Here is a 20747-nt window from a genome sequence, read left to right on the forward strand (position 1 = left end):
AGCGCGGCGCTTTTGGCAACATGCACCCACGCTCGACGCCTCGGAGGCCGCCGCGTTGGCCTTCGAAGATCCCCCTATGGCCGATAGTCCACGCTACCTCGTGATCGAGGTCCTGCACGACGGGCCCGAGACGATCCTCTACCGAGCCCGGCGCGAGGAGGACGGCCGGCCGGTGGTGCTCAAGGTCCTGCGGCGCGACCACGCGAGCCCCCGCGCCCTCGGCCGGCTGCGCCACGAGCACGAGGTCGCCAGGGCGCTCGACTCGACGGCCATCGTCAAGGCCCACGGGATCGAGGCGTTCCGGGACCAGATGACGCTGGTCCTCGAGGATTTCGGCGGCCGCTCGCTCGACCGGCTCATCCAGGGGCCGACGCCGCTCGAGCGCTTCTTCCCCCTCGCTCTCCGCCTCTCGGACGCGGTCGCCGAGCTGCATCGACACCACGTCATCCACAGGGACATCAAGCCCCAGAACCTGCTCTACAACCCCGACACCGGGGAGGTGAAGATCACCGACCTCGGGATCGCCTGCCTCTCGCCCCGCGAATGCCACGACCTCTCCCACGACGGGCTCATCGTGGGGACGCTGGCGTACATGGCGCCCGAGCAGACGGGCCGGATGAACCGCCCCATCGATGAGCGGACCGACCTGTACTCCCTCGGCGTCACCTTCTACGAGCTGCTGACCGGCGCCTTGCCCTTCCAGGCGAACGATCCCGTGGGATGGGTGTATTGCCACGTCGCCCTGCGCCCATCCCCACCCCACGCGCTCGTCCCCTCGATTCCCCCGCAGCTGTCGGCGGTCGTCCTCAAGCTGCTCTCCAAGTCCGCCGAGGATCGCTACCAGAGCGCGCTCGGCCTGCAGCGCGACCTCGAGGAGTGCTCCGCCAGGTGGCGAGCGAGCGGGGCGATTCCGCCCTTCCCGCTCGGTGAGCGCGATCTCTCCGATCGGTTCCAGATCCCGCAGCGGCTCTACGGCCGCGAGCGCGAGCTGAGGGACCTGCTCGCCGCGTTCGACCGGACGGTCGCGAGCGGCCGCCCCGAGCTCGTGCTCGTGTCGGGCTACTCGGGTGTCGGCAAGTCGTCGCTCGTCGCCGAGCTGCGCGGGCCGGTGGTGCGCGAGCGGGGCTTCTTCCTCTCCGGCAAGTTCGAACAGCTGAGGCGCGACGTCCCTTACCACGCCTTCCTCCAGGCGTTCCGGGCGCTCTTGCGGGAGATCCTGTGCGTGAGCGAGGAGGAGCTCGAGCGCTGGCGGCAGCGCCTCCGGGAGGCCGTCGGCTCGACCGGCGCGCTGCTCGCCGGCGTGCTCCCCGAGCTCGCGCTGCTCCTCGGCCAGCAGCCGCCCGTGCCGGAGCTCCCGGCCGTCGAGGCCCGGCACCGGTTCCACGCGGCGCTCCAGCGCTTCGTGGCGGCGTGCGTCCAGAAGGAGCACCCCATGGTGCTCTTCCTCGATGATCTCCAGTGGGCCGACGCCGGGAGCCTCCAGCTGCTCGAGCAGCTCATCACCTACACCGAGACCGAGCACCTCCTGATCATCGGCGCTTACAGGGACAACGAGGTCGGCCCGGCGCACCCGCTGCCGCTCATGCTGGCCGACGCGCGGAAGCGCGGCGCGACCTTCAGCGACCTCGTCCTCGCGCCGCTCTCCACCTCCGACGTCGGGGCGCTCGTCGCGGGGGCGGTCCACGCCGCGGCCCAGCGCGCCGAGCCGCTCGCGCGGCTCGTCCACGAGAAGACCGGCGGCAACCCCTTCTTCGCGATCCAGTTCCTCTTCGAGCTGCACCAGGACGGCCTCATCGCCTTCGACGCGAAGGCCGGCGCCTTTCGCTGGGACATCGCCGCGATCCGCGACAAGGGCTTCACCGACAACGTCGTCGATCTGATGGTGGGCAAGCTGAAGCGGCTCCCCGTCTCGACGCAGGACGCGCTCAAGCTCGCCGCGTGCCTCGGCGCCAGCCTGGACCTCGACACCCTCGCCCTGGTCGCGAGCCGCCCTGCGGCCGAGCTCGGCGAGGCGCTCGCCGAGGCCGTGCGCGAGGGGCTGCTGCTCCGCCGGGGCGCCGCCTACCGGTTCCTCCACGATCGGGTGCAGCAGGCCGCCCATGCGCTGATCCCCGCCGGACAGCTCGCGGAGGTGCACCTCTGCATCGGCCGGCTGCTCCTGAAGGGTCAGCGCGCGGACGAGCGCGAGGAGGCGCTCTTCGACGTCGTGGGGCACCTGAACCGCGGCGCCGCGCTCCTCCGTTGCCAGGCGGAGCGGGACCAGGTCGCCGCGCTGAACCTCCGCGCCGGCAGGAAGGCCAAGGCCGCCGCGGCCTTCCAGTCCGCCGCCGCGCTCTTCGCCGCGGGCCTCTCCCTGCTCGCGCCCGGCTGCTGGGAAGCGCGGCACGCGCTGACCTACGATCTGACCTTCGAGCGCGCGCACGCCGCATACATCACCGGCGGGTTCGACGAGGCGGAGCGGCTCCTGCGAGAGCTCATCGATCACGCGAGCACCGAGGCCGAGCGAGCCGCGGCCGTCGAGCTCGCCATCGCCCTGAGCGTGACCCGCGGGCAGTGCGCCCGCGCGGTGGAGATCGGGCTCTCGTTCCTCCGCTCCTGCGACGTCGACCTGTCGATCCCGCTCACCGAAGCGCGGCTCGCGGAGGAGACCGAGGGCGTCTGGCAGGCCCTCGGCGACCGGGCGATCGAGGGCCTGATCCGCCTGCCTCCCATGACGCACCCGACGTGCAAGATCGCGATGAGCGTCCTGGCGAGCGTGTCTGTCCCCGCGTACTTCGTGAACCCGGACCTGAACTACCTCGTCGTCGCGCGCATGGTGAAGCTCAGCCTGCAGCACGGGAATGCCGCGAGCTCCCCTCACGCGTATGGGGCCTTCGCGAAGGCGGTCGGCCCGAGGTACGGGCGATACGAGGAGGGATATCTGTTCGGCAAGCTCGGTCATGACCTGGTGGAGAGGGACAACCTCCTCGCCATGAAGGCCATGGTCTTTTCCTTGTTCGGCAATCTGATCATCTTCTGGAAGCGCCACTACCGAGAGACGTATCCGTACACGCGCGCCGGCTTCAACGCCGCGGTCGAGACAGGCAACCTGAACGAGGCGTGCTTCCTCTGCATCTGGGCCCCGCTGTTCCCGCTGCTCGCCGGCGAGCCGCTGGAGGACGTCCTCCGCGAGGTCGAGGAGCACCTCCGCTTCGTGCGCAAGATCGGATACGAGTTCGTCTACAACATCCTCCTGGGCGCCTACGCGCTTGTCCAGGCGCTGCGAGGCAGGCCGGCCCGGCTCCCGATGATGGATGGATCCGAGCTGGATCCGGGCGCGCTCGAGGCGCGGCTGCCTCCCGGGGACATGGGCGGCGTGCTCAGCTTTTATTGCAGCTTGAAGGCCCAGGGGCTGTTCTTGCTCGGCTCCCCCGCGGAGGCGTGCGAGGCGACGCGCCGGGTGATCGTCGACAGGCCCTGGAGGACCGAGCCGCACGCGCTCGTGGCGGAGGACTTCTATTATCACGCGCTCGCGCTCGCGGCGCTCGTCGACGACGACGAGGCGCGCAGCCCGCACGAGGCGCGCAGCCCGCACGAGGCGCCGCCGTCGCCGGAGCTGGAGCTGCCGGACGAGCTGCTCGACTGCGAGCGGCAGCTCGGCGAGTGGGCCAGGAGCGGCCCCGAAAATTACCTCCACAAGCACGCCCTGGTCCGCGCCGAGATCGCCCGGCTCCGCGGGCAGGAACCGGAGGCGACCCGGCTCTACGAGCAGGCCGCGTCGGCCGCGCGGGAGGGCGGGTTCGTCCAGCACGAGGCCATCGCCTGCGAGCTCGCCGCGGCGTTTTACCGCGCGCGCGGCCTCGCCACGGCCGCCGACGCCCACCTCCAGAAGGCGCGCGCCGCCTACTTCCGCTGGGGCGCCCACGCCAAGGTGGAGCAGCTCGACCAGCGTTATCCCTTCCTCGTCGAGCGAAAGCCGATCGCCCCCACCGTCACCTTCGCCGTCCGCGCCGAGCAGTTTGACGTCCTGTCCATCGTCAAGGCCTCTCAGAGCATCTCCGGAGAGCTCAAGCTCCCGCGCCTGCTCGAGATGCTCCTGCGCACGGTGATCGAGCACGCGGGCGCAGAGGAAGGCTATGTGCTCCTGGCCCGAGGAGATCGCCTGTCGACGGCGGCGGCGATCGCCGCTTCCGGGGGCGCCGCGCGGCTGCTCGACGCGGGCGAGGCGGCGGCGGCCGCGCTGCCGCAATCCATTCTCAACTACGTTCGCCGCAGCCACGAGCGCGTGCTGCTCGATGACGCCGCCGGGAGGCACCCTTTCCTCGAAGAGGAGTATTTCACGCGGAAGAATCCGAGGTCGGTGCTGTGCCTGCCGATCGTGCGCCAGGCGCGGCTGCTCGGCCTGCTCTACCTGGAGAACCGGCTCGTGGCCGGGGCGTTCACCCCGGGGCGGCTCACCGTGCTCGAGCTGCTCGCCTCGCAGTCGGCCATCTCGCTCGAGAACGCCATGCTCTACGCCGATATCGAGCAGGAGAACGCCGAGCGGCGCCGGGCGGAGCGCGAGCTCCGCGAGAGCCAGGCCGCGCTGCAGGCCATCATCGACAACTCCGCGGCGGCCATCTACCTCAAGGATCGCGACGGCCGGCACCTGCTCGCCAACCGCGGGGTGAGCCGCGCCCTGGGCAGGCCGCTCGATCAGATCATCGGAAAGACCAGCGCCGAGCTCATGCCTGCCGCGCGCGCCGAGGCGCTGGACGCGCACGACCGGCAGGTGCTCGACGGGGGCGAGCCGCTCGAGTTCGAGGAAGAGCTGATCATGGAGGACGGGCCGCACACCTACCTGTCGGTCAAGTTCCCGCTCGGCGAGGACGTGATGCCCGGCGTGATCTGCGGCGTCTCCACCGACATCACCGAGCGCAAGCGCGCCGAGCTGGCCGAGCGCTTCCTCGCCGAGGCGAGCCGCAAGCTCATGGCCCTCGGCTACGGCGCCACCCTCGAGAGCGTCGCGCAGCTCGCCGTGCCCGAGCTGGCCGACCAGTGCGTGGTCGACGTGCGCCTCGATCCGGACGCTCCGGAGCGCACGGCCACCGCGGGGGTGCCGGCCGAGCTCGCAGCGGCGGTGATGGACGCGCTGCAGCCGCTCTCGGCGGCGTCGCTGAGCCGCCCCGAGGTGGGCGACGTCCGCGCCGCGCCCCTCCTGGAGCCGCTCGGCGTTCACTCCTTGCTCCGGGCTCCGCTCCTCGCGCGCGACCGGTGCTTCGGCGTCATGACCCTGCTGGCAACCTCGCCACGGCGCCGCTACGGCCCCGCCGACCTGTGGCTGGCCCAGGAGCTGGCGGGCCGCGCCGCGCTCACCCTCGACAACAGCCGCCTGTTCACCGAGGCCCAGGAGGCGATCGAGCGCCGGGACGAGTTCCTCCTCGTCGCATCGCACGAGCTCAAGACTCCCCTCACCTCGCTCAAGATGCAGGCCCACCTCCTCGCCCGGCTCCTGCCCCGCTTCCAGCGCGCCGAGGTCGCCCCGGAGCGCATCGACGCCGCCATCCAGGTCCTCAACCGACAGATCGCGCGCCTCGCCCACCTGGTCAACGAGCTGCTCGACGTCACCCGCATGAACGCCGGCCGCCTCACCCTCGCGCGCGCGCCCCTCGACCTGGCCGCCCTGACGCGCGAGGTCGTCGAGCGGATGCACCAGCGGCTCGCCGACGCCCGCTGCCGCGCCCAGCTCGACCTGGACGAGCCCGTGATCGGGCACTGGGATGCTTCTCGCATGGAGCAGGTCCTCATCAACCTCCTGTCCAACGCGCTCACGTACGGCGCGGGAGGCCCCATTCAGGTCGTCGTGCGCGGCCTGGAGGGCCGCGCGCTGCTCGTCGTCCGCGATCACGGCATCGGCGTCGCGGAGGCCGACCAGGCCAGGATCTTCGAGCGCTTCGAGCGCGCCGTCTCCGTCCGCAACTTCGGCGGCCTCGGCCTCGGCCTCTACATCGTTCGGTGGATCGTCACCTCCCACGGCGGCACCATCCGCGTCGAGAGCACGCCGGGCGCGGGCGCTGCGTTCATCGTCGAGCTCCCTTTGTGCCCAGCCGAGGCGGAGACGGCGACCCATGGCCGAGGGGCTCTGCTCCCATCGGCCTAGGCGCTCATGCGCTCACGACAGCGCTTCCCGAGCCCGCCGTGCACGCTCACGCGACGGCGCTGACAGGCGCTTTGCTCCTCTGATAGGGTAGTCGTCCTAGGAGACTGCCATGCCTCGCTTGAACCAGATCATCGCCATCGAGAAGGGCGTCAAGGCCCGCTCCCACCAGCGCCTCACCGAGGCGCACCACGCGCTGCAGAAGCCGGCGCTGCTCTCCGGGATCTCGCGCACCTACCGGTCGAAGGACGAGGAGGGCGAGCAGCTCCCGCCCGAGGCGACGAGGGTGCAGGCGAAGGCCGAGGACATCATCCGGAGCACCGTCGACATCCTGAGCGAGCTCTTCGACGTCACGGCCACCAAGGACTACGCGAACTGCAAGGCCCGCGCGGACGTGGTCGTCGACGGCAAGGTGCTCCTCACGGGGGCGCCCGTGACTTACCTGCTCTTCCTGGAGAAGCAGCTGGTCGACATGAACACCTTCATCAAGAAGCTGCCGGTGCTCGACGCGTCGGAGAGCTGGACGTTCGATCCCTCCGCGGACTCCTGGGCGACGGAGCCGGTGCAGACGGCGCGGACCAAGAAGATCCCACGCAACCACGTCAAGGCCGAGGCGACGGACAAACACCCGGCGCAGGTGGAGGTCTATCACGAGGACGTGGTCGTCGGTTACTGGAAGACGGTCAAGTTCTCGGGCGCGCTGCCGGCGCGGCGCATCAACGAGCTGCTCGATCGGGTGGAGAAGCTGCAAAAGGCGGTCAAGTTCGCCCGCGAGGAGGCGAACAACCAGGCGGTCGAGGAGCAGAAGGTCGGCGCCGCCGTCCTCGGGTACCTCTTCAGCGCCTGACGCGCGCCGCCCAGGCCGCGCTTGCGCCGCGGCCGCCGGAGCGATATCGTGGCGGCGGAGTGCAAGTTGAAGCTCAAGCTCAGCTTGATGGGCTCGGCGCCCAAGCGCAGGTTCGAATCCTGCCCCCGCCACCTCATCTTCTCTCGCGGCGGGGTAGCCCAACTCGGAAGAGGCAGCGCCGGCCCGTTCAATGGTCTCAAGCTCTCACTCCAGGCTCGAGCATTCGCCGCCGATCACCCAATCGAACGGGAGGAGGCTTGAATCGTCGGATGCTGGTTCAATTCCAGCCTGGCCAGCCCGCGCCGAGGTGAGGCGTCGCCTCGCCTCGCGCGGCGCCGGGGCGCTCCCGCCCCGGCGCGCAGTCCGTGATGGCCGGTAGTTCAATGGCAGAACACGGCGGTGTAAGGACTGACCTTCGACCTTAAACGTGTGGGTGTGCGCAGATGGCGGCAAACCGAGGCCCGGGACTAGGCCACAGTCCCGGGTCTCACCTATTTCAGGGGCCTTCGGGTCGCGGGAGCGCGATCGACGACGCCTCGTTTTCCGCCGCTGACGACCGCGGGGCGGGGTGAAGCTGGGCGCAGCGCGCGAGAGCGCCGGCGGTTCAGGCCCTCAGGAGGAGCTCGAACCCTTCGGCCGCGAGCCCCTTGAACACGGTCGGGCCGGTCCGGCAGAATCCTAGCTTCTCCAGCACCTTGACCGACGCGACGTTCTCGAGCATCGCGTGCGCGACGAGGCGTGGGAGCCGGAGCTCCTCGGCTGCATACCGGATGCACGCGGCGGCCGACTCCGTGGCGTAGCCCTTGCCCCAGTGCTTCCGGAAGAAGCGGTACCCGAGGTCCGCGACCTCGAGGTCGTCGTGCCACCTGAGGCCGCACCAGCCGAGCTTTTCCCCCGTCTTCCGGTCCGAGACGATGAGCCGGCCCATGCGGAAGTCCTCGAACTGGCGCGCGAGCCGCGCGACGACCGCGCGCGCTTCGTCCTCGCACCCGAACGCGGTGTCGCCGGTGTAGCGGACCACGTCGGGATCCGAGTTCAGCTCCATCATGAACCGGACGTCCGCCAGCCGGTGGGGGCGGAGGCGCAGGCGCTCCGTCAAGAGGAGGGCGTCGTCGTCTGTGTCGAGGCTGGGCACCCGGCGATCCTACCCGGTCCGCCGCGTGTTCGCCATTTCCTGCCCCGTGCGCGGTCGTCTCCTGATTCTCGCCTTGGTGCTCCTTGGCGCCATTGCGCGCTCCCAGGCGCGAGTTGCGGCCTTTCCACGCGTTCGCCCTGATCTGCTCTCGATGCCTGCAAATACCCCGGCTTCGCGTGGAGGCGCGGCGTTCCTCCGGCGCGAGGACGAACGATCGCCGGCGGCTCGACGGGCGCCGTGGCCGTCAACCCCTCCTCAGGGGCTTGGTGAACCGCCCCCATCAACTTAGGATCGCTCCAGACACAGCGGGTTGGCGACTGGAGCCTTCGAGCGCTGGCTGCACCTGGTCACGCCCGCGTCGTGGCGTGGCCTGTCGGGTGCCGCATCGACGAATCGCCCTGACTTTTCGTGCCGGCAATTGGTGGGACTCTCATCGAGAAGTCGGTGCAGGGCACGGGCGGAGATCCGTCCCGCAGTCGGCCTTCGCCCGATTCACTCGCCTTCTGGGCTCCACCTCATCTGAACGCGGCTGTCTGCGGGATCGAGCGCATTGAAGCTCGGAATCGATAGAAAGGCGGAGTCACATGCGAAAGTATCGAGCGAGTGCGGTTTCTGCTGGAATCCTTGCCGGGCTTGCCGGCGTGATGGCCAGCGCAGGCGCGAGCTGGGCCGGCGATTCGCGAGACGTCAAGGCGGAGGCCGGGGCGTCCGACGAGGTCGGGCACCACATCCCCGGCACGGGCAAGGGGTTCGTGGGCCAGCAGTATCAGCAGTATCAGAAGGGGGAGCGCGGTCCCCAGGGGCCCATGGGGCAGCGGGGGCCCGCTGGGCCTCAGGGCGAGCGCGGTCCGCAGGGGCCCAAGGGTGAGCGTGGCGAGCCCGGCCCGCAGGGGCAGGCAGGCGCCGCAGGCACCGCGGGGCTCATCGGTCCCCAGGGCCTCCAGGGCTTCAAGGGCACTGACGGCGCGCGCGGTCCGCAGGGGCCCAAGGGCGAGCGCGGCGAGCCCGGTCCGCAGGGGCCGGCAGGCGCCGCGGGCACCGCGGGGCTCATCGGTCCCCAGGGTCTCCAGGGCTTCAAGGGCACTGACGGCGCGCGCGGTCCGCAGGGGCCCAAGGGCGAGCGCGGCGAGCCCGGTCCGCAGGGGCCGGCAGGCGCCGCGGGCACCGCGGGGCTCATCGGCCCGCAGGGCCTGCAGGGCTTCAAGGGCGTCGACGGCGCGCGCGGTCCGCAGGGACCCGCGGGGCCCATGGGACCCAAGGGCGAGGTCGGCCCCCAGGGGCCGGCGGGCACCGCGGGGCTCATCGGCCCGCAGGGCCTCCAGGGCTTCAAGGGCGTCGACGGCGCGCGTGGTCCGCAGGGACCCGCGGGGCCCATGGGACCCAAGGGCGAGGTCGGCCCCCAGGGGCCGGCGGGGCACACCGGCCTCCAGGGGCTCAAGGGCGTCGACGGCACGCGTGGTCCGCAGGGACCCGCGGGGCCCATGGGACCCAAGGGCGAGGTCGGCCCCCAGGGGCCGGCGGGCACCGCGGGGCTCATCGGCCAGCAGGGCCTCCAGGGCCTCAAGGGCGTCGACGGCGCGCGCGGTCCTCAGGGACCCGCGGGACCCGTGGGGCCCAAGGGCGAGATGGGTCCTCAGGGGCCGGCGGGGCACAGCGGTCCTCAGGGCCTCAAGGGCACTGACGGCGCGCATGGTCCGCAGGGGATGACAGGGCCCAAGGGCGAGATGGGTCCTCAGGGGCCGACAGGGCCCAAGGGCGAGATGGGTCCTCAGGGCCTCAAGGGCGCTGACGGCGCGCGTGGTCCGCAGGGGCCGGCAGGGCCCAAGGGCGAGATGGGTCCTCAGGGCCTCAAGGGCGCTGACGGCGCGCGTGGTCCGCAGGGGCCGGCAGGGCCCAAGGGCGAGCGCGGCGAGCCCGGTCCCCAGGGCCCCGCGGGGCTCGTCGGTCCTCAGGGCCTCCAGGGCATCAAGGGCGTCGACGGCGCTCACGGCCTCAAGGGCGCTGACGGCGCTCAGGGCCTCAAGGGCGCTGACGGCGCGCGCGGTCCTCAGGGCCCCGCTGGACCCAAGGGCGAGCTCGGTCCCCAGGGGCCGGCCGGACCCAAGGGCGAGCGCGGCGAGCGCGGCGAGCGCGGCGAGCGCGGCCTCCCGGGGATCGTCGGTCCTCAGGGCCTCCAGGGCATCAAGGGCGTCGACGGCGCTCACGGCCTCAAGGGCGCTGACGGCGCTCAGGGCCTCAAGGGCGCTGACGGCGCGCGCGGTCTTCAGGGTCCCGCTGGACCCAAGGGCGAGCTCGGTCCCCAGGGGCCGGCCGGACCCAAGGGCGAAGCAGGTCCTCAGGGGCCGGCCGGACCCAAGGGCGAGCGCGGCGAGCGCGGCCTCCCGGGCATCGTCGGTCCTCAGGGCCTCCAGGGCCTCCAGGGCATCAAGGGCGTCGACGGCGCTCACGGCCTCAAGGGCGCTGACGGCGCTCAGGGCCTCAAGGGCGCTGACGGCGCGCGCGGTCCTCAGGGTCCCGCTGGACCCAAGGGCGAGGCGGGTCCCCAGGGGCCGGCCGGACCCAAGGGCGAGCGCGGCGAGCGCGGCCTCCCGGGCATCGTCGGTCCTCAGGGCCTCCAGGGCCTCCAGGGCATCAAGGGCGTCGACGGCGCTCACGGCCTCAAGGGCGCTGACGGCGCTCAGGGCCTCAAGGGCGCTGACGGCGCGCGCGGTCCTCAGGGCCCCGCTGGACCCAAGGGCGAGGCGGGTCCCCAGGGGCCGGCCGGACCCAAGGGCGAGCGCGGCGAGCGCGGCCTCCCGGGCATCGTCGGTCCTCAGGGCCTCCAGGGCCTCCAGGGCATCAAGGGCGTCGACGGCGCTCACGGCCTCAAGGGCGCTGACGGCGCTCAGGGCCTCAAGGGCGCTGACGGCGCGCGTGGTCCTCAGGGCCCCGCTGGACCCAAGGGCGAGCGCGGCCCCCAGGGGCCGACCGGATCGCCTGGACTCGTGAAGATCCACGTGGTCTCCGTGACGCGCGAGGCGTCGCCCGGGAGCGCGTTCGTCAACGTCAAGGCGCTCTGCGACGCGGGTGAAGTCGTGCTCGGCGGCGGATTCTCGATCTCCGGCGGCGCACAGGCGACGAGCAGGGTGGTCGAGAACTCGCCGTCCGACGCCACCGAAGGCCGCACGGGCTGGACATCGACCGCCGTGTTCGAGAGCGGCTACGGCAAGAAGGCGCAGACGGTGTCGCTGACCACCTTCGCCGTGTGCGCCGAGCTGTCCGAGCGCTGATCCCGGAAGACCGGAGGGCCCTGCTCGCGTGAGCACGGGCCCATCGCTCGACCCGCTGTCCCCCGCCCGTCCACCGTGATCCGAGGGCGGGGGGCAGCTGGCTCAGCACCTCACCGTTGCTCTCTGCACGCCGCACGGCAGCCGTGCCATCGCCGCACAGCCCCACCTGCCGCCCCGCCTGGACGGGTCACCGCGATCCGCCCGTGCTCCCCAGGAGCACGGTCAGCGACGCCGCCGGACCCCGGTCGCGGCCCTCCCCGGAGCCCCTTACACCGCCGCATCAGCGGCCCCGCGCCACCAGAGAAGCGCCATCGCCACACATTCACCCACAAAAGACGACATCCCTCGCCGTCGTGGCACCGGGGGTACAGCTGTGCCGCAGGGACGCGTGAGGCAGCTTGCACGCTTTTCGCATGAATTCCTGACCGGTGACTGCGTGAACAACGGGCTCTTCCATGTTCCGAAAAAAATGCGCGGCTTCCGGCATTTCTGCCGGAATGTTGGCGTGGCATCGCTGCTGCCCTGGCTCAGGGAGAGCTGCGATGGCACGCACGTGAAGCCGCCGCGACGCTCTTTGTCACAGCTGTTGCCATCTGCCACAGGCGCGATTGCACGTAGTCAGCGGACGGCCCGATGAAGACATCCCCTCACGTCAATCCAGCGATACCCGGCATATCGAGGAGACACACAGAGAAATCTCCTCGCTTCGTAAATGCTGTGGTAATTTGCCCCTCCCCGGGGACGCGGACACGAAGGAGGGGTTTCTCTCAGGTCGGACCACATGCGCCCGAAGCGCACCCCAGAGGGGAACCATGAGCATAGATTACGATATGAAGACCACCGAGCATGCGACGATGACCGGAGCACGCCGCCACGACCGTCTCGTGATTGCACACGTGCTGAACTCCTTCCAGGTGGGCGGCGCCGAGCAGGTCGTGGTGGATCTGGCCGGGCTGCAGCGCGCCGCCGGACATGAGGTGATGGTCGTGGGCATCGAGACGAACCCCGACGGGCCGCGCGCGGCGCAGCTCCGGGAGCGCGACGTCGCGGTGCACATGCTGCCGAAGCGCTCCGGCTTCGACCTCAAGCTCCCCGGGAAGCTCGCGGCGTTCTTCGCGAAGCACGGTGTCTCGATCGTGCACTCGCACAACCAGCTGCCGCTCATCTACGCCACGGCCGCGGGCCGGCTGCACCGTGTACCTGTGTGCCACACGCTGCACGGCGCCATGTTCGATCAGGGACGCAGGGCGTGGCTGCGGCACATGGCGGCCAGGCTCGCCGACGCGCACGTGGCCGTGTCGCAGTCCACGGCCGACTTCATGCTGAAGCACAAAGAGGTGCCGAGCTCGAAGCTCCATGTGGTCTTGAATGGAATCGACCTCTCCCGGTTCAGGCCGGACGCCGCGGCGCGGCACCGCATCCGAGCCGAGCTCGGGATCCCCCAGGCCGCGTGGGTCGCCGGGGCGGTCGGGCGCCTGTCGCAGGTCAAGAACCATGCGCTCTTGCTCCGTGCGGCCGCCGCCGCGGGGGTCCTGTCGGGCGACTCGGACGACGCGCGCCTCCTCCTGGTCGGAGACGGGCCCGAGGCCGCCGCGCTGCGCGCCCTCGCCGAAGAGCTGGGCATCAGCGACCGCGTGGTCTTCGCAGGCGAACGGCACGACGTACCGGGGCTCCTCTCCGCCAGCGACGTCTTCGTCCTGTCGTCGAAGTCCGAGGGTCTGCCGCTCTCCATGGTGGAGGCCATGGCCACAGGGCTGCCGGTGATCTCGACCGCCGTGGGCGGCATCCCTGCCCTGATCGCCGACGGGGAGACGGGCTTCCTCGTGCCGTCGGACGACGAGGGCGCGCTCGCCGCCAAGCTCGCCCTGCTCAAGGGGGATCCCACGCAGTCCGCAGCGATGGGCAAGCGCGGAAGGAAGCTCGCGCTGCGGCGCTACTCGGCCGAACGCATGATGGCGAGCTACATGGATATCTACGAGACCCTCCTCGCCCGGCGCGAGTCGGAGCGGCGAGGCGTGCTGCGGCCGAGCGAGCTGCTCGCAGGCCTGAACGCATAACCCAGCGAGCGGCTCGCAGGCTCGCCCCCATCACCCAGCGAGCGGCTCGCATCCGCCACCTAACGAGCGGCTCGCAGGCTCGCATCCACGATCCACAACCCAGGCGAACCGCGAACGGCGCGGCAAGCGCGTCGCCAGGCTCCGGGGGGCAGGCTGTGGCTGCCTCACGCTCGCTTCAAGGCACGCGGGGGATCGTCGAGCGCGCACGCCGGCTCGTCGCGAGCGACGGCGGCGACGAGAGCGCCGCCGTCCGGGAAAGCCGCGCCTGGGGACGACCCGTAGGCGGCCGTTCGTCCAGCGCGCCGAGGTCGCGCGGGTCCGTCACCGGCGCGAGCGTGCTCCGGGGCGGTGGCACCAGCGTGCTCCGGGGCGGCGGCACCAGTGTGCTCCGGGGTGGCGGCACCAGCGTGCTCCGGGGTGGCGCGAGCGCGAGCGCGGCGTGCGCCTCGCGCAAAGCTGCCAGCATCGACCGCGCATCCGGCCAGCGATCCGCCTGCGCGAACTCGAGCGCGCGGTCCACCACCCGCACCACGGCCGGAAACATCGACGGCGCGACCCGCGCGAGCGACGGAATCGGGCAGGTCATCCTCAGGAAGAAGAGCTCGTTGACGGTCGGCGCCTCCTGGACGTAGCGGTCCGTCAGCAGCGAGAACATCGTCGCCCCCAGCGCCCAGAGGTCCGTCCGCGCATCGACGAGATCCCAGCGCGCGCGGGCCTGCTCGGGCGGCATGTACGCCGGCGTGCCCATCGCACGGAGCCCCACGAGGGAGGTTTGCCCCGAGGGGGCCCGCAGGCGCGCGATGCCGAAGTCGAGGATCTTCACCCCGCGCTCTCGCGTGAGGAAGATGTTGTCAGGCTTCAGATCCCGGTGAACGACGCCCCTCGCGTGCGCCGCCGCGAGCACCTCCAGGATCTGCTCGCTCACGGAGAGGACCTCGGCCGGCGGGAGCGGGCCCCTCTGCGCCTTCCAGCGCTGGAGAAGGCTCTCTCCCTCGAGGAGCTCCATCACGAGGAACGGCGAGCCGTCCTCGGTCACGTCGTCCGCGATCACCGCCGCGACCCCCGGGTGATCGACCGTCTGCGCGATGGCCTTCTCTCGGAGAAACCGCGCGCGATCGCCCCGGTCCCTCGCCCTCTCGGGGTGCAGCAGCTTGATCGCGACCCGCTGGCCCTTCCGGTGCGTCGCGGCATACACGGCCGCCATCCCGCCGAGGCCGATCAGCGCGTCCAGACGCCATGCGCCGTTGAGCGACGTTCCCACCCGCGCCTGCGCTCTCTGGGCGTTCGTGACATTCTCGAACTCCATCGCTGGTCCTCTCCGTACCTCGACCCAACGGCCCTCCCGGCGCAGGAGAGCCTCTCTGCTCTGCGTTTCCCGTGTCCCGGCGACGGCGCTACGGTCGAATCGGCGCTCCACGACGGAAGGCCGGGGTTGCAGCTCGTCGGCACCGCGACCCGCCCGGCCGTCCCGCGTCACCGACACGAGAGCCGCAGGGGGTGGGCGATATCCAACAACACGTCATTTCATGGAAAAGTTCAGCAAAACCCGAGCCACGCCGGCGCGCCTGGAGCGCCGCGGCGAACGCGCGACCGCGTGGGGCGAATCGCCCCATGCGGCAAGATGCCCCGACCATTGTGCCCTCGCCGGGGCCTCCGCCTCGTCATCGTGAGGCTGCCAAGGATGTGCTCGGATGTGCTCGGAGTCGTGGGGCCGCGATCGGACAGGATCGGATGTGCTCGGGCGTGGGCTCAGTGGAGGCCCTTCATCGTCGGATCACCCAGCTTGAACGCCGCCAGCGCTTGCCGGATGAAGGCGGGCACCGAGAGGTAGCTCTCGAGCGCGCCGCAAGCGCGGTTCGAGGAGCACGTGCACTTGTAGAAATCGCTGAAGTCGTCGTCGTCCGCGTCGGCGTCCGCCTTGCAGCCGTCCACGCCTTCCCGCAGGACCTCGCCGTCGTCCGCGATGGCGGCGATCGTCGGATCCCACCGCACGATCGGCTGACCGGTCTCCGGGTTCGGCTTCACCTTGTACCAGTCCGCCTTGCCGTCGCCGTCGAGGTCGGGTCCAGGCTCCGTGACATACGCCTTTGCCAGGAGCTCATTCCCGTACTCCAGGACGCGCGCGCCGATGCCCTTCTGCACGACCTTGCCAAAGACGGTCTCGGTCCCGTAGGCCTTCGCCACGAACACCTTCCCGGACGGGTGGTGGAGCTCGATCCGGTCCGGGAAGCCGGGATCGGTGTCTGCCCCGGCCTCCCAGACGTGCATCATGTCCAGCCACTTCTGCTTCTGGTTCTCCGGCAGGTAGAGGAGGGTCCACGCGATGAGGAACTTCTGCTGCTCCCAGCCGATCTGCGGGTCGAGGATGGCGACCTTGGCCGGGGCCCGCGGGTTCCACGGCGCGCTGTCGGGCGCGCCGTAGGAGCTGCAGACGATGCTCCCGGCCCCGGGGAAGCAGCTCTCCGGCCCGCTCTCGGCCCACCACGAGGTCCAGCCGAGCGCGCCGGCCGGGTACCCGCTCGCGTCCCGGACCGGCCGCCCGCGCTGGTCGGCCTCGACGCGCACGCCCTTCAAGGCGTCGTCGCCCGTCAGGTTGTTGGCGAGCCAGCGGCGGTACCCTTCCGGGAAGACGTCGGCGAGCGAGACCGCGCGGTAGCGCGCGTCGAGGAAGTCGTGCCGCGAGTCGCTGATGAAGTTGTCGACCGACTCGGTCATCAGCATCGACACCCACGCCTTGTCGTAATAGGCCCCGGCGTTCATCGTGTACGACGAGTCGTACTCGCCCTTGTCCTCCGCGAGCGCGTTCTCGAGCGGCTTGCCCCCGATGGCGATGTCGCCGAAATAGCCCGTCGCGCCGTTCGGCACGACCACCAGCGGCTCCCCGGGATCGCCGAAGACATCGCTCGATGACCGGAGGACTGTATCCCCGTCCGGCAGGAAGTGCTCACCCGGCTGCGGGCGCGCCATCTGGAGCGAGAAGTGATCGAACGCGATCCCGGCCGCGAGGGTGTTCTCCTTGAAGAGGCTGTTCGCGGCCTGGACCCAGAACGTGTCGAAATCGTAGCCGCGGCCCAGCGCGAACTCGCGGTAGATGTTCATGATGAGCCCGAGGCCCTTCGCGCCGTCGCGCATCTTCGCGTTGTACCGGTTCAGGGTCCGCTCCGACGCCGCGCGCACGCTGAACGCCTGCCGGCCGCGGCGGTAGTTGTCGAAGATGTGGTTCACCTCCTGCTGCGTGACGAAGAAATTGAAGAGCTCGTAGGCGTCCGCGCCGTTGTCGTGCCGGTACACGCTCAGGTTGCCGAGATCGGCCCACCGGTCGCTCGCGAAGCCGTAGGGCAGGCGCGTCCGCCCCGCCGGGTCCACCGAGGGCCCCTTCACGTCCTTCGGCGTCGCCAGCGCGCGCCAGGTGACATAATCGACCTTCTGCTGCCGGCACCGCGTGGTCTTGCCGCCGATCGACACGATCTGGCCGTCGAGCAAGGGGTGCCAGGCGCCGTTCCGCTCCTCGTCCCAGTCCGAGGGCACGTACGCGCTCGGGTCGACCTCGACGCAGCTGCGCGGCTTGATCAGCTCGTACTTGCTCTGCAGCTCGGAGTAATGGATGTCCTCGTCGTCGTACTCGGGCTGGATGCCGAGGATGCCGCCGAAATCGTCGATCTTCGCGAGCATGCCCTTGCCGCGCGGGGTGGTCGCCTTGTAGCTCGGGTCGGCGTGCACGGCGACGGCATCGCCGTAGAACATGCGGGCCGCGGCGAAATCGTAGGCGCCGAGCCCGATGAGGTCCTGCGTGGGCTCGCCGGCGTAGTCCATCGTCGACGACTGCATGAACATCCAGATCAGGTTCTTCCGCTCGTTCTCGGTGACGGGGTCGTAGTACCTCGGCCCGACGCAGGCCTCGCCGTCCTCCGAGAGCGTCTCGCATTGCGTCTTCACCCGTCCATCGTTCGTGCGAAGCTGCCAGTACTGCGGCCGGTAGCCCCAGGCATCGGAAGAGCTCACGAAATTGTGCCGCAGCCCGACGGAGTGGCCCATCTCGTGGAGGATCACCGAGGTGTGCGCCCGCTGCGCGAGGTAGCGCCGCATGGCCTCGGCGCGCCGCGCCTTCTGCGCGTCGTCCCCCTCGCCGAAGCGCCCGTATTTACTCGCGAATTTTTCCTCGAGGACGTCCGCCAGGTTGGCGGTCGCGAGCGGCGCCGGCGCCTCCTGCATCACGCACGCGCCGCGCTCGGCGAGCGCGAGCTCCTTCAGGTTCCCGAGCTCGCGCCGCACGCTCGGGTTCGCCCCTCGGAGCGGCGAGGCGAAGCGCATCACCTCGTCGGTGAGCGGCAGCCCCTCGACGCCGGTGAGCTCCTGGATCGCCTTCGTCGTGAGCTCGGCCTCGAGCTCGGTGCCCACGGCAGCCCTGCGGCGCGCCTCGTAGACCCCGCGCATGCTGTCGGGCGCCGTGGCGTCGGCCGCGATGCCGCGCACCTCCTTCGAGAGCCGCCGGAGGCTCTCGCGCAGCGCCGGGTTCTGCGGCATCTGGCCGGCGCCCTCGGAGACGGCGGCCTCGTCCACCCCGGCGGAGCGGGCGATCCGCCGCGCCAGCTCCTCCCGCGTGAGCCGCGGCAGCGCGCCGCTGCGCGACGCGCCCTCGCTCGCCTGCGCCCAGTCCCGGACGTAGTCGCCGTCGGTCACGTCTTCGGTCTTGAGCTCTCCCTTGATGTAGCGGGCCGTGTCGACGACGCCCTGGCTCCAGATGTCGCTGACGTGCGTCCAGACATTGATGCTCGCCGCGACCTTCTCGCCGGTGAGCGGGTCTTCCGAGTCGCTGTAGATGCCCCAGGCGGAGGGCGATTGCGGCGCCTGGAAGTTGTTGATCTGGTGGTAGCGCAGGTCGCCGATCCGCGCGTTCAGCGCGTCGCCGCACGACTTCATCAGCTCGGGATCCCGCCCTGTCTCCTTGCGGCGCTCGTCGCTGCACATCCTGGCGGTCACGCCCGCCGGCAGCCGCGGACCGCCGCACGCCTCGGGGTCGGCCGCCTCGACGGGGCTGTGACAGAGCACGATCATCTCGGGCATCTTCGCGAGCGCGATGACGCCCCTCGAGTACCCGCGCCGCGCGCCGATCTCGTCGGCGAGGGCCTCGCAGCGCTGCCCCTCGCGCGCCGCGCCGCGCCGGCACGCGTCGACCTCGCGCGCGAGCGCGACGGCGTCGGCGTCATCGTCCATCTGCCCGTCGTAGACCGGGAACGCCTCGCCGCAGCGCGCCGCGTCCCCTTGCGTCCGGACGCACTCGGCGTACTTGGCGGTGACGACGGCGCTGCGCAGGGCGACGTCCCACTCGTGGGCTGCCATGTCCGTGGCGGCGAAATAGTCGGGGTTGCTGTCCGAGGTCACGTACCACGCCTGCGGCACGGCCTCGCGCCGCTGGTACGGCAGGGTGCACCGTTGCTTGAAGGTATCGCACCGCGAGCCGGGCCCCACTGCCTCGATCCCTCCATCCCGGGCCATCGAGGCCCCGGTGACGGCCTCGCACTCGTCCTCGGTCCCGTTCCGGTCCTGGTCGCGGTGCGGATCTGCGCCGGCGGGGGTGGTCTCGGGCGTGAAGCACGGGATCTCGCCCGTCATGCTCTCCGGATCGTCGTAGTAGTGGCTGCGTTCCCAGATGTTGTAACGGGAGATCATGCGGTGCCACTTGGCGTCGCTCATGCCGTAGTTGCGGGCGTAGCCGAAGCGCTCTCGCACGAAGGCGCCGAACGCTCGGAACCGGTAGCCGTCCCACTCGGCCGGCTCGTAGTCCCGATCGACGACGCGCCGGAACGACTGCCGGAGGGTGATCTCGACCGGGTTGCACGAGCCGACCGGCGCGGTGCCGCCCGCGAAGTCCGTGTCGAGCATGCAGGCCGGGAAGCTGTCGATGCCCCACCCGAGGTGGCTGAGATCGACGAGCTGGGGCACCGCGAAGGCCTTGTTGGTGACGTCGAAATACCCCTCCTCGGGGTCGAAATGGGGCGCGTCGGGGTGGCTCGGGTCGCTGACGTAGTAGGAGAGCGGCTCGTACTGCACGCCGCCGTAGACGCCGATGAGCGACAGCGTGTCGAAGTCGTAGGAGTCGACGTTCAGGTTCTTCGACCAATCGACCCGCATGTACTCGCGCTCATACCATGGACGGTCGGTCGTATTTTCGACGACGACGTTGCTCTCTTCCCCCGTCGCCCGGTTGTAGTCGCGCTGGATGTCGAAGTGCGAGAGGATCTTGTAGGCGACGACCACGACGCCATCGTCCGTGGCGGCGCCGGCGCCCTTGCCGTCGCTGTCTTTCACGCGCTCGTAGGTGAGGCGCCCCAGCAGGAGGTCTTCCTGGATGATCCACTTGATGCGCGCGACTTCGGCCTGAGCGTACGAGGAGGAGAAGAGCCCGTCCTGCGAGGCGCCGTAGCCCACGTCGACCACCGTGGTCCGCGCCCAGAACTCTGGATCGTCCTCCTTGCTCTGCAGATCCGCGCCGACGAAGAACGATTTCGCCAGCGCGTTCGCCTGAACCTGGCGGATGGCCGGCCGCTCCTCGGCGCAGCCCGCGATCGAGCACACCGCTGCCGCGAGCAATGCCTGTCTCACAATCCAACTCATCGCAGAGTCCTCCTCTGGCAGCTCGGTCCCGAGCGCGCATGCCCCCATGAGAACCTCGGCGTCAGTCGCCGCGACGACCGCCCCGGTCGCGCGAGGGGCGTGCCTGCTCGCCCTCGCCGGCACAGCGGCATACCACGTACCACGCGCGCAACACCCTCGCCATTCCTGGCCAATCCACGGGCATTCAATGCCTTTTCGCCGCGCGTCCCCCTCACCGCGCGACGGCGCTGCGCCGCCGGGCGTTAGGCGATTGACAGCCGCTACCCCCTTTGTCGCGCGCCTCTCCGTGCGTGGACGGAATAGCCTGTTCCAATCGTCCAACAGCCCGGGTGTTCCAGTCGTTCGCGGTAGGCCCCAGGGGCATAGACGTTAACCAAGATCGTTCGGTCACGTTCAGGGCACGAAACCCGCCCCCATCCGTCATTAACGTGAACGTGAACGTTTACGTGGTCGTGAACGTGAACGTTTACGTGGTCGTGGTCGTGAACGTTTACGTGGTCGTGGTCGTGGTCGTGGACGTTCACGGCCTGCCGTTGACGACCACGACCACGACCACGACTACGACTACGACCACGACCACGACCACGACCACGACCACGACCACGACCACGTAAACGTTCGGATGTAGGAGAACGCGGCGCGAAGCTTGGTCAGCGCCCGAGGCCCCCGGAGGCTCGGCACGACCTTCTCTCCCCTCGCCTCGCCCCCG

General features: G+C 70.6%; 8 protein-coding genes. 5 read left to right on the plus strand and 3 right to left on the minus strand.

What is annotated here, in order from left to right; genetic code table 11:
- The first annotated feature begins 76 nt into the window (after positions 1-76).
- Together WMF29_RS29455 and WMF29_RS29460 are read left to right on the plus strand one after the other, a co-directional pair.
- Positions 77-6118 carry an AAA family ATPase gene (locus tag WMF29_RS29455; protein ID WP_437323468.1) on the plus strand — a complete coding sequence of 2014 codons (6042 nt, stop codon included), beginning with the start codon at positions 77-79 and terminating at the stop codon, positions 6116-6118.
- Positions 6119-6227: 109 nt separating this feature from the next.
- The gene (locus WMF29_RS29460; protein ID WP_437323469.1) at positions 6228-6962 is read left to right on the plus strand and encodes a DUF7873 family protein; all 735 of its coding nucleotides are present in this window, start codon (positions 6228-6230) and stop codon (positions 6960-6962) included.
- A gap of 604 nt (positions 6963-7566) precedes the next feature.
- Here WMF29_RS29460 and WMF29_RS29465 read toward each other — a convergent pair.
- Positions 7567-8097 (minus strand): GNAT family N-acetyltransferase, encoded by a 531-nt coding sequence (locus WMF29_RS29465; protein WP_437323470.1) that lies wholly within the window; start codon positions 8095-8097, stop codon positions 7567-7569.
- A gap of 644 nt (positions 8098-8741) precedes the next feature.
- Between WMF29_RS29465 and WMF29_RS29470 the strand changes: the two genes are divergently transcribed.
- Together WMF29_RS29470 and WMF29_RS29475 are read left to right on the plus strand one after the other, a co-directional pair.
- Positions 8742-11366: a collagen-like triple helix repeat-containing protein gene (locus tag WMF29_RS29470; RefSeq protein WP_437323471.1), complete on the plus strand. Its 2625-nt coding sequence runs from the start codon at positions 8742-8744 to the stop codon at positions 11364-11366.
- 812 nt (positions 11367-12178) lie between these two features.
- Positions 12179-13423 (plus strand): glycosyltransferase, encoded by a 1245-nt coding sequence (locus tag WMF29_RS29475; RefSeq protein ID WP_437323472.1) that lies wholly within the window; start codon positions 12179-12181, stop codon positions 13421-13423.
- A 175-nt stretch (positions 13424-13598) separates the two neighbouring features.
- Here WMF29_RS29475 and WMF29_RS29480 read toward each other — a convergent pair whose 3' ends face one another.
- Positions 13599-14729: a protein kinase domain-containing protein gene (locus tag WMF29_RS29480; protein WP_437323473.1), complete on the minus strand. Its 1131-nt coding sequence runs from the start codon at positions 14727-14729 to the stop codon at positions 13599-13601.
- A gap of 443 nt (positions 14730-15172) precedes the next feature.
- The gene (locus WMF29_RS29485) at positions 15173-20038 is read right to left on the minus strand and encodes a hypothetical protein (protein WP_437323474.1); all 4866 of its coding nucleotides are present in this window, start codon (positions 20036-20038) and stop codon (positions 15173-15175) included.
- 434 nt (positions 20039-20472) lie between these two features.
- Between WMF29_RS29485 and WMF29_RS29490 the strand changes: the two genes are divergently transcribed.
- Positions 20473-20652 (plus strand): hypothetical protein, encoded by a 180-nt coding sequence (locus tag WMF29_RS29490; protein WP_437323475.1) that lies wholly within the window; start codon positions 20473-20475, stop codon positions 20650-20652.
- The last annotated feature ends 95 nt before the right edge of the window (positions 20653-20747 follow it).

The sequence above is a fragment of the Sorangium sp. So ce381 genome (assembly GCF_051473845.1).
Classification (GTDB): domain Bacteria; phylum Myxococcota_A; class Polyangia; order Polyangiales; family Polyangiaceae; genus Sorangium; species Sorangium atrum.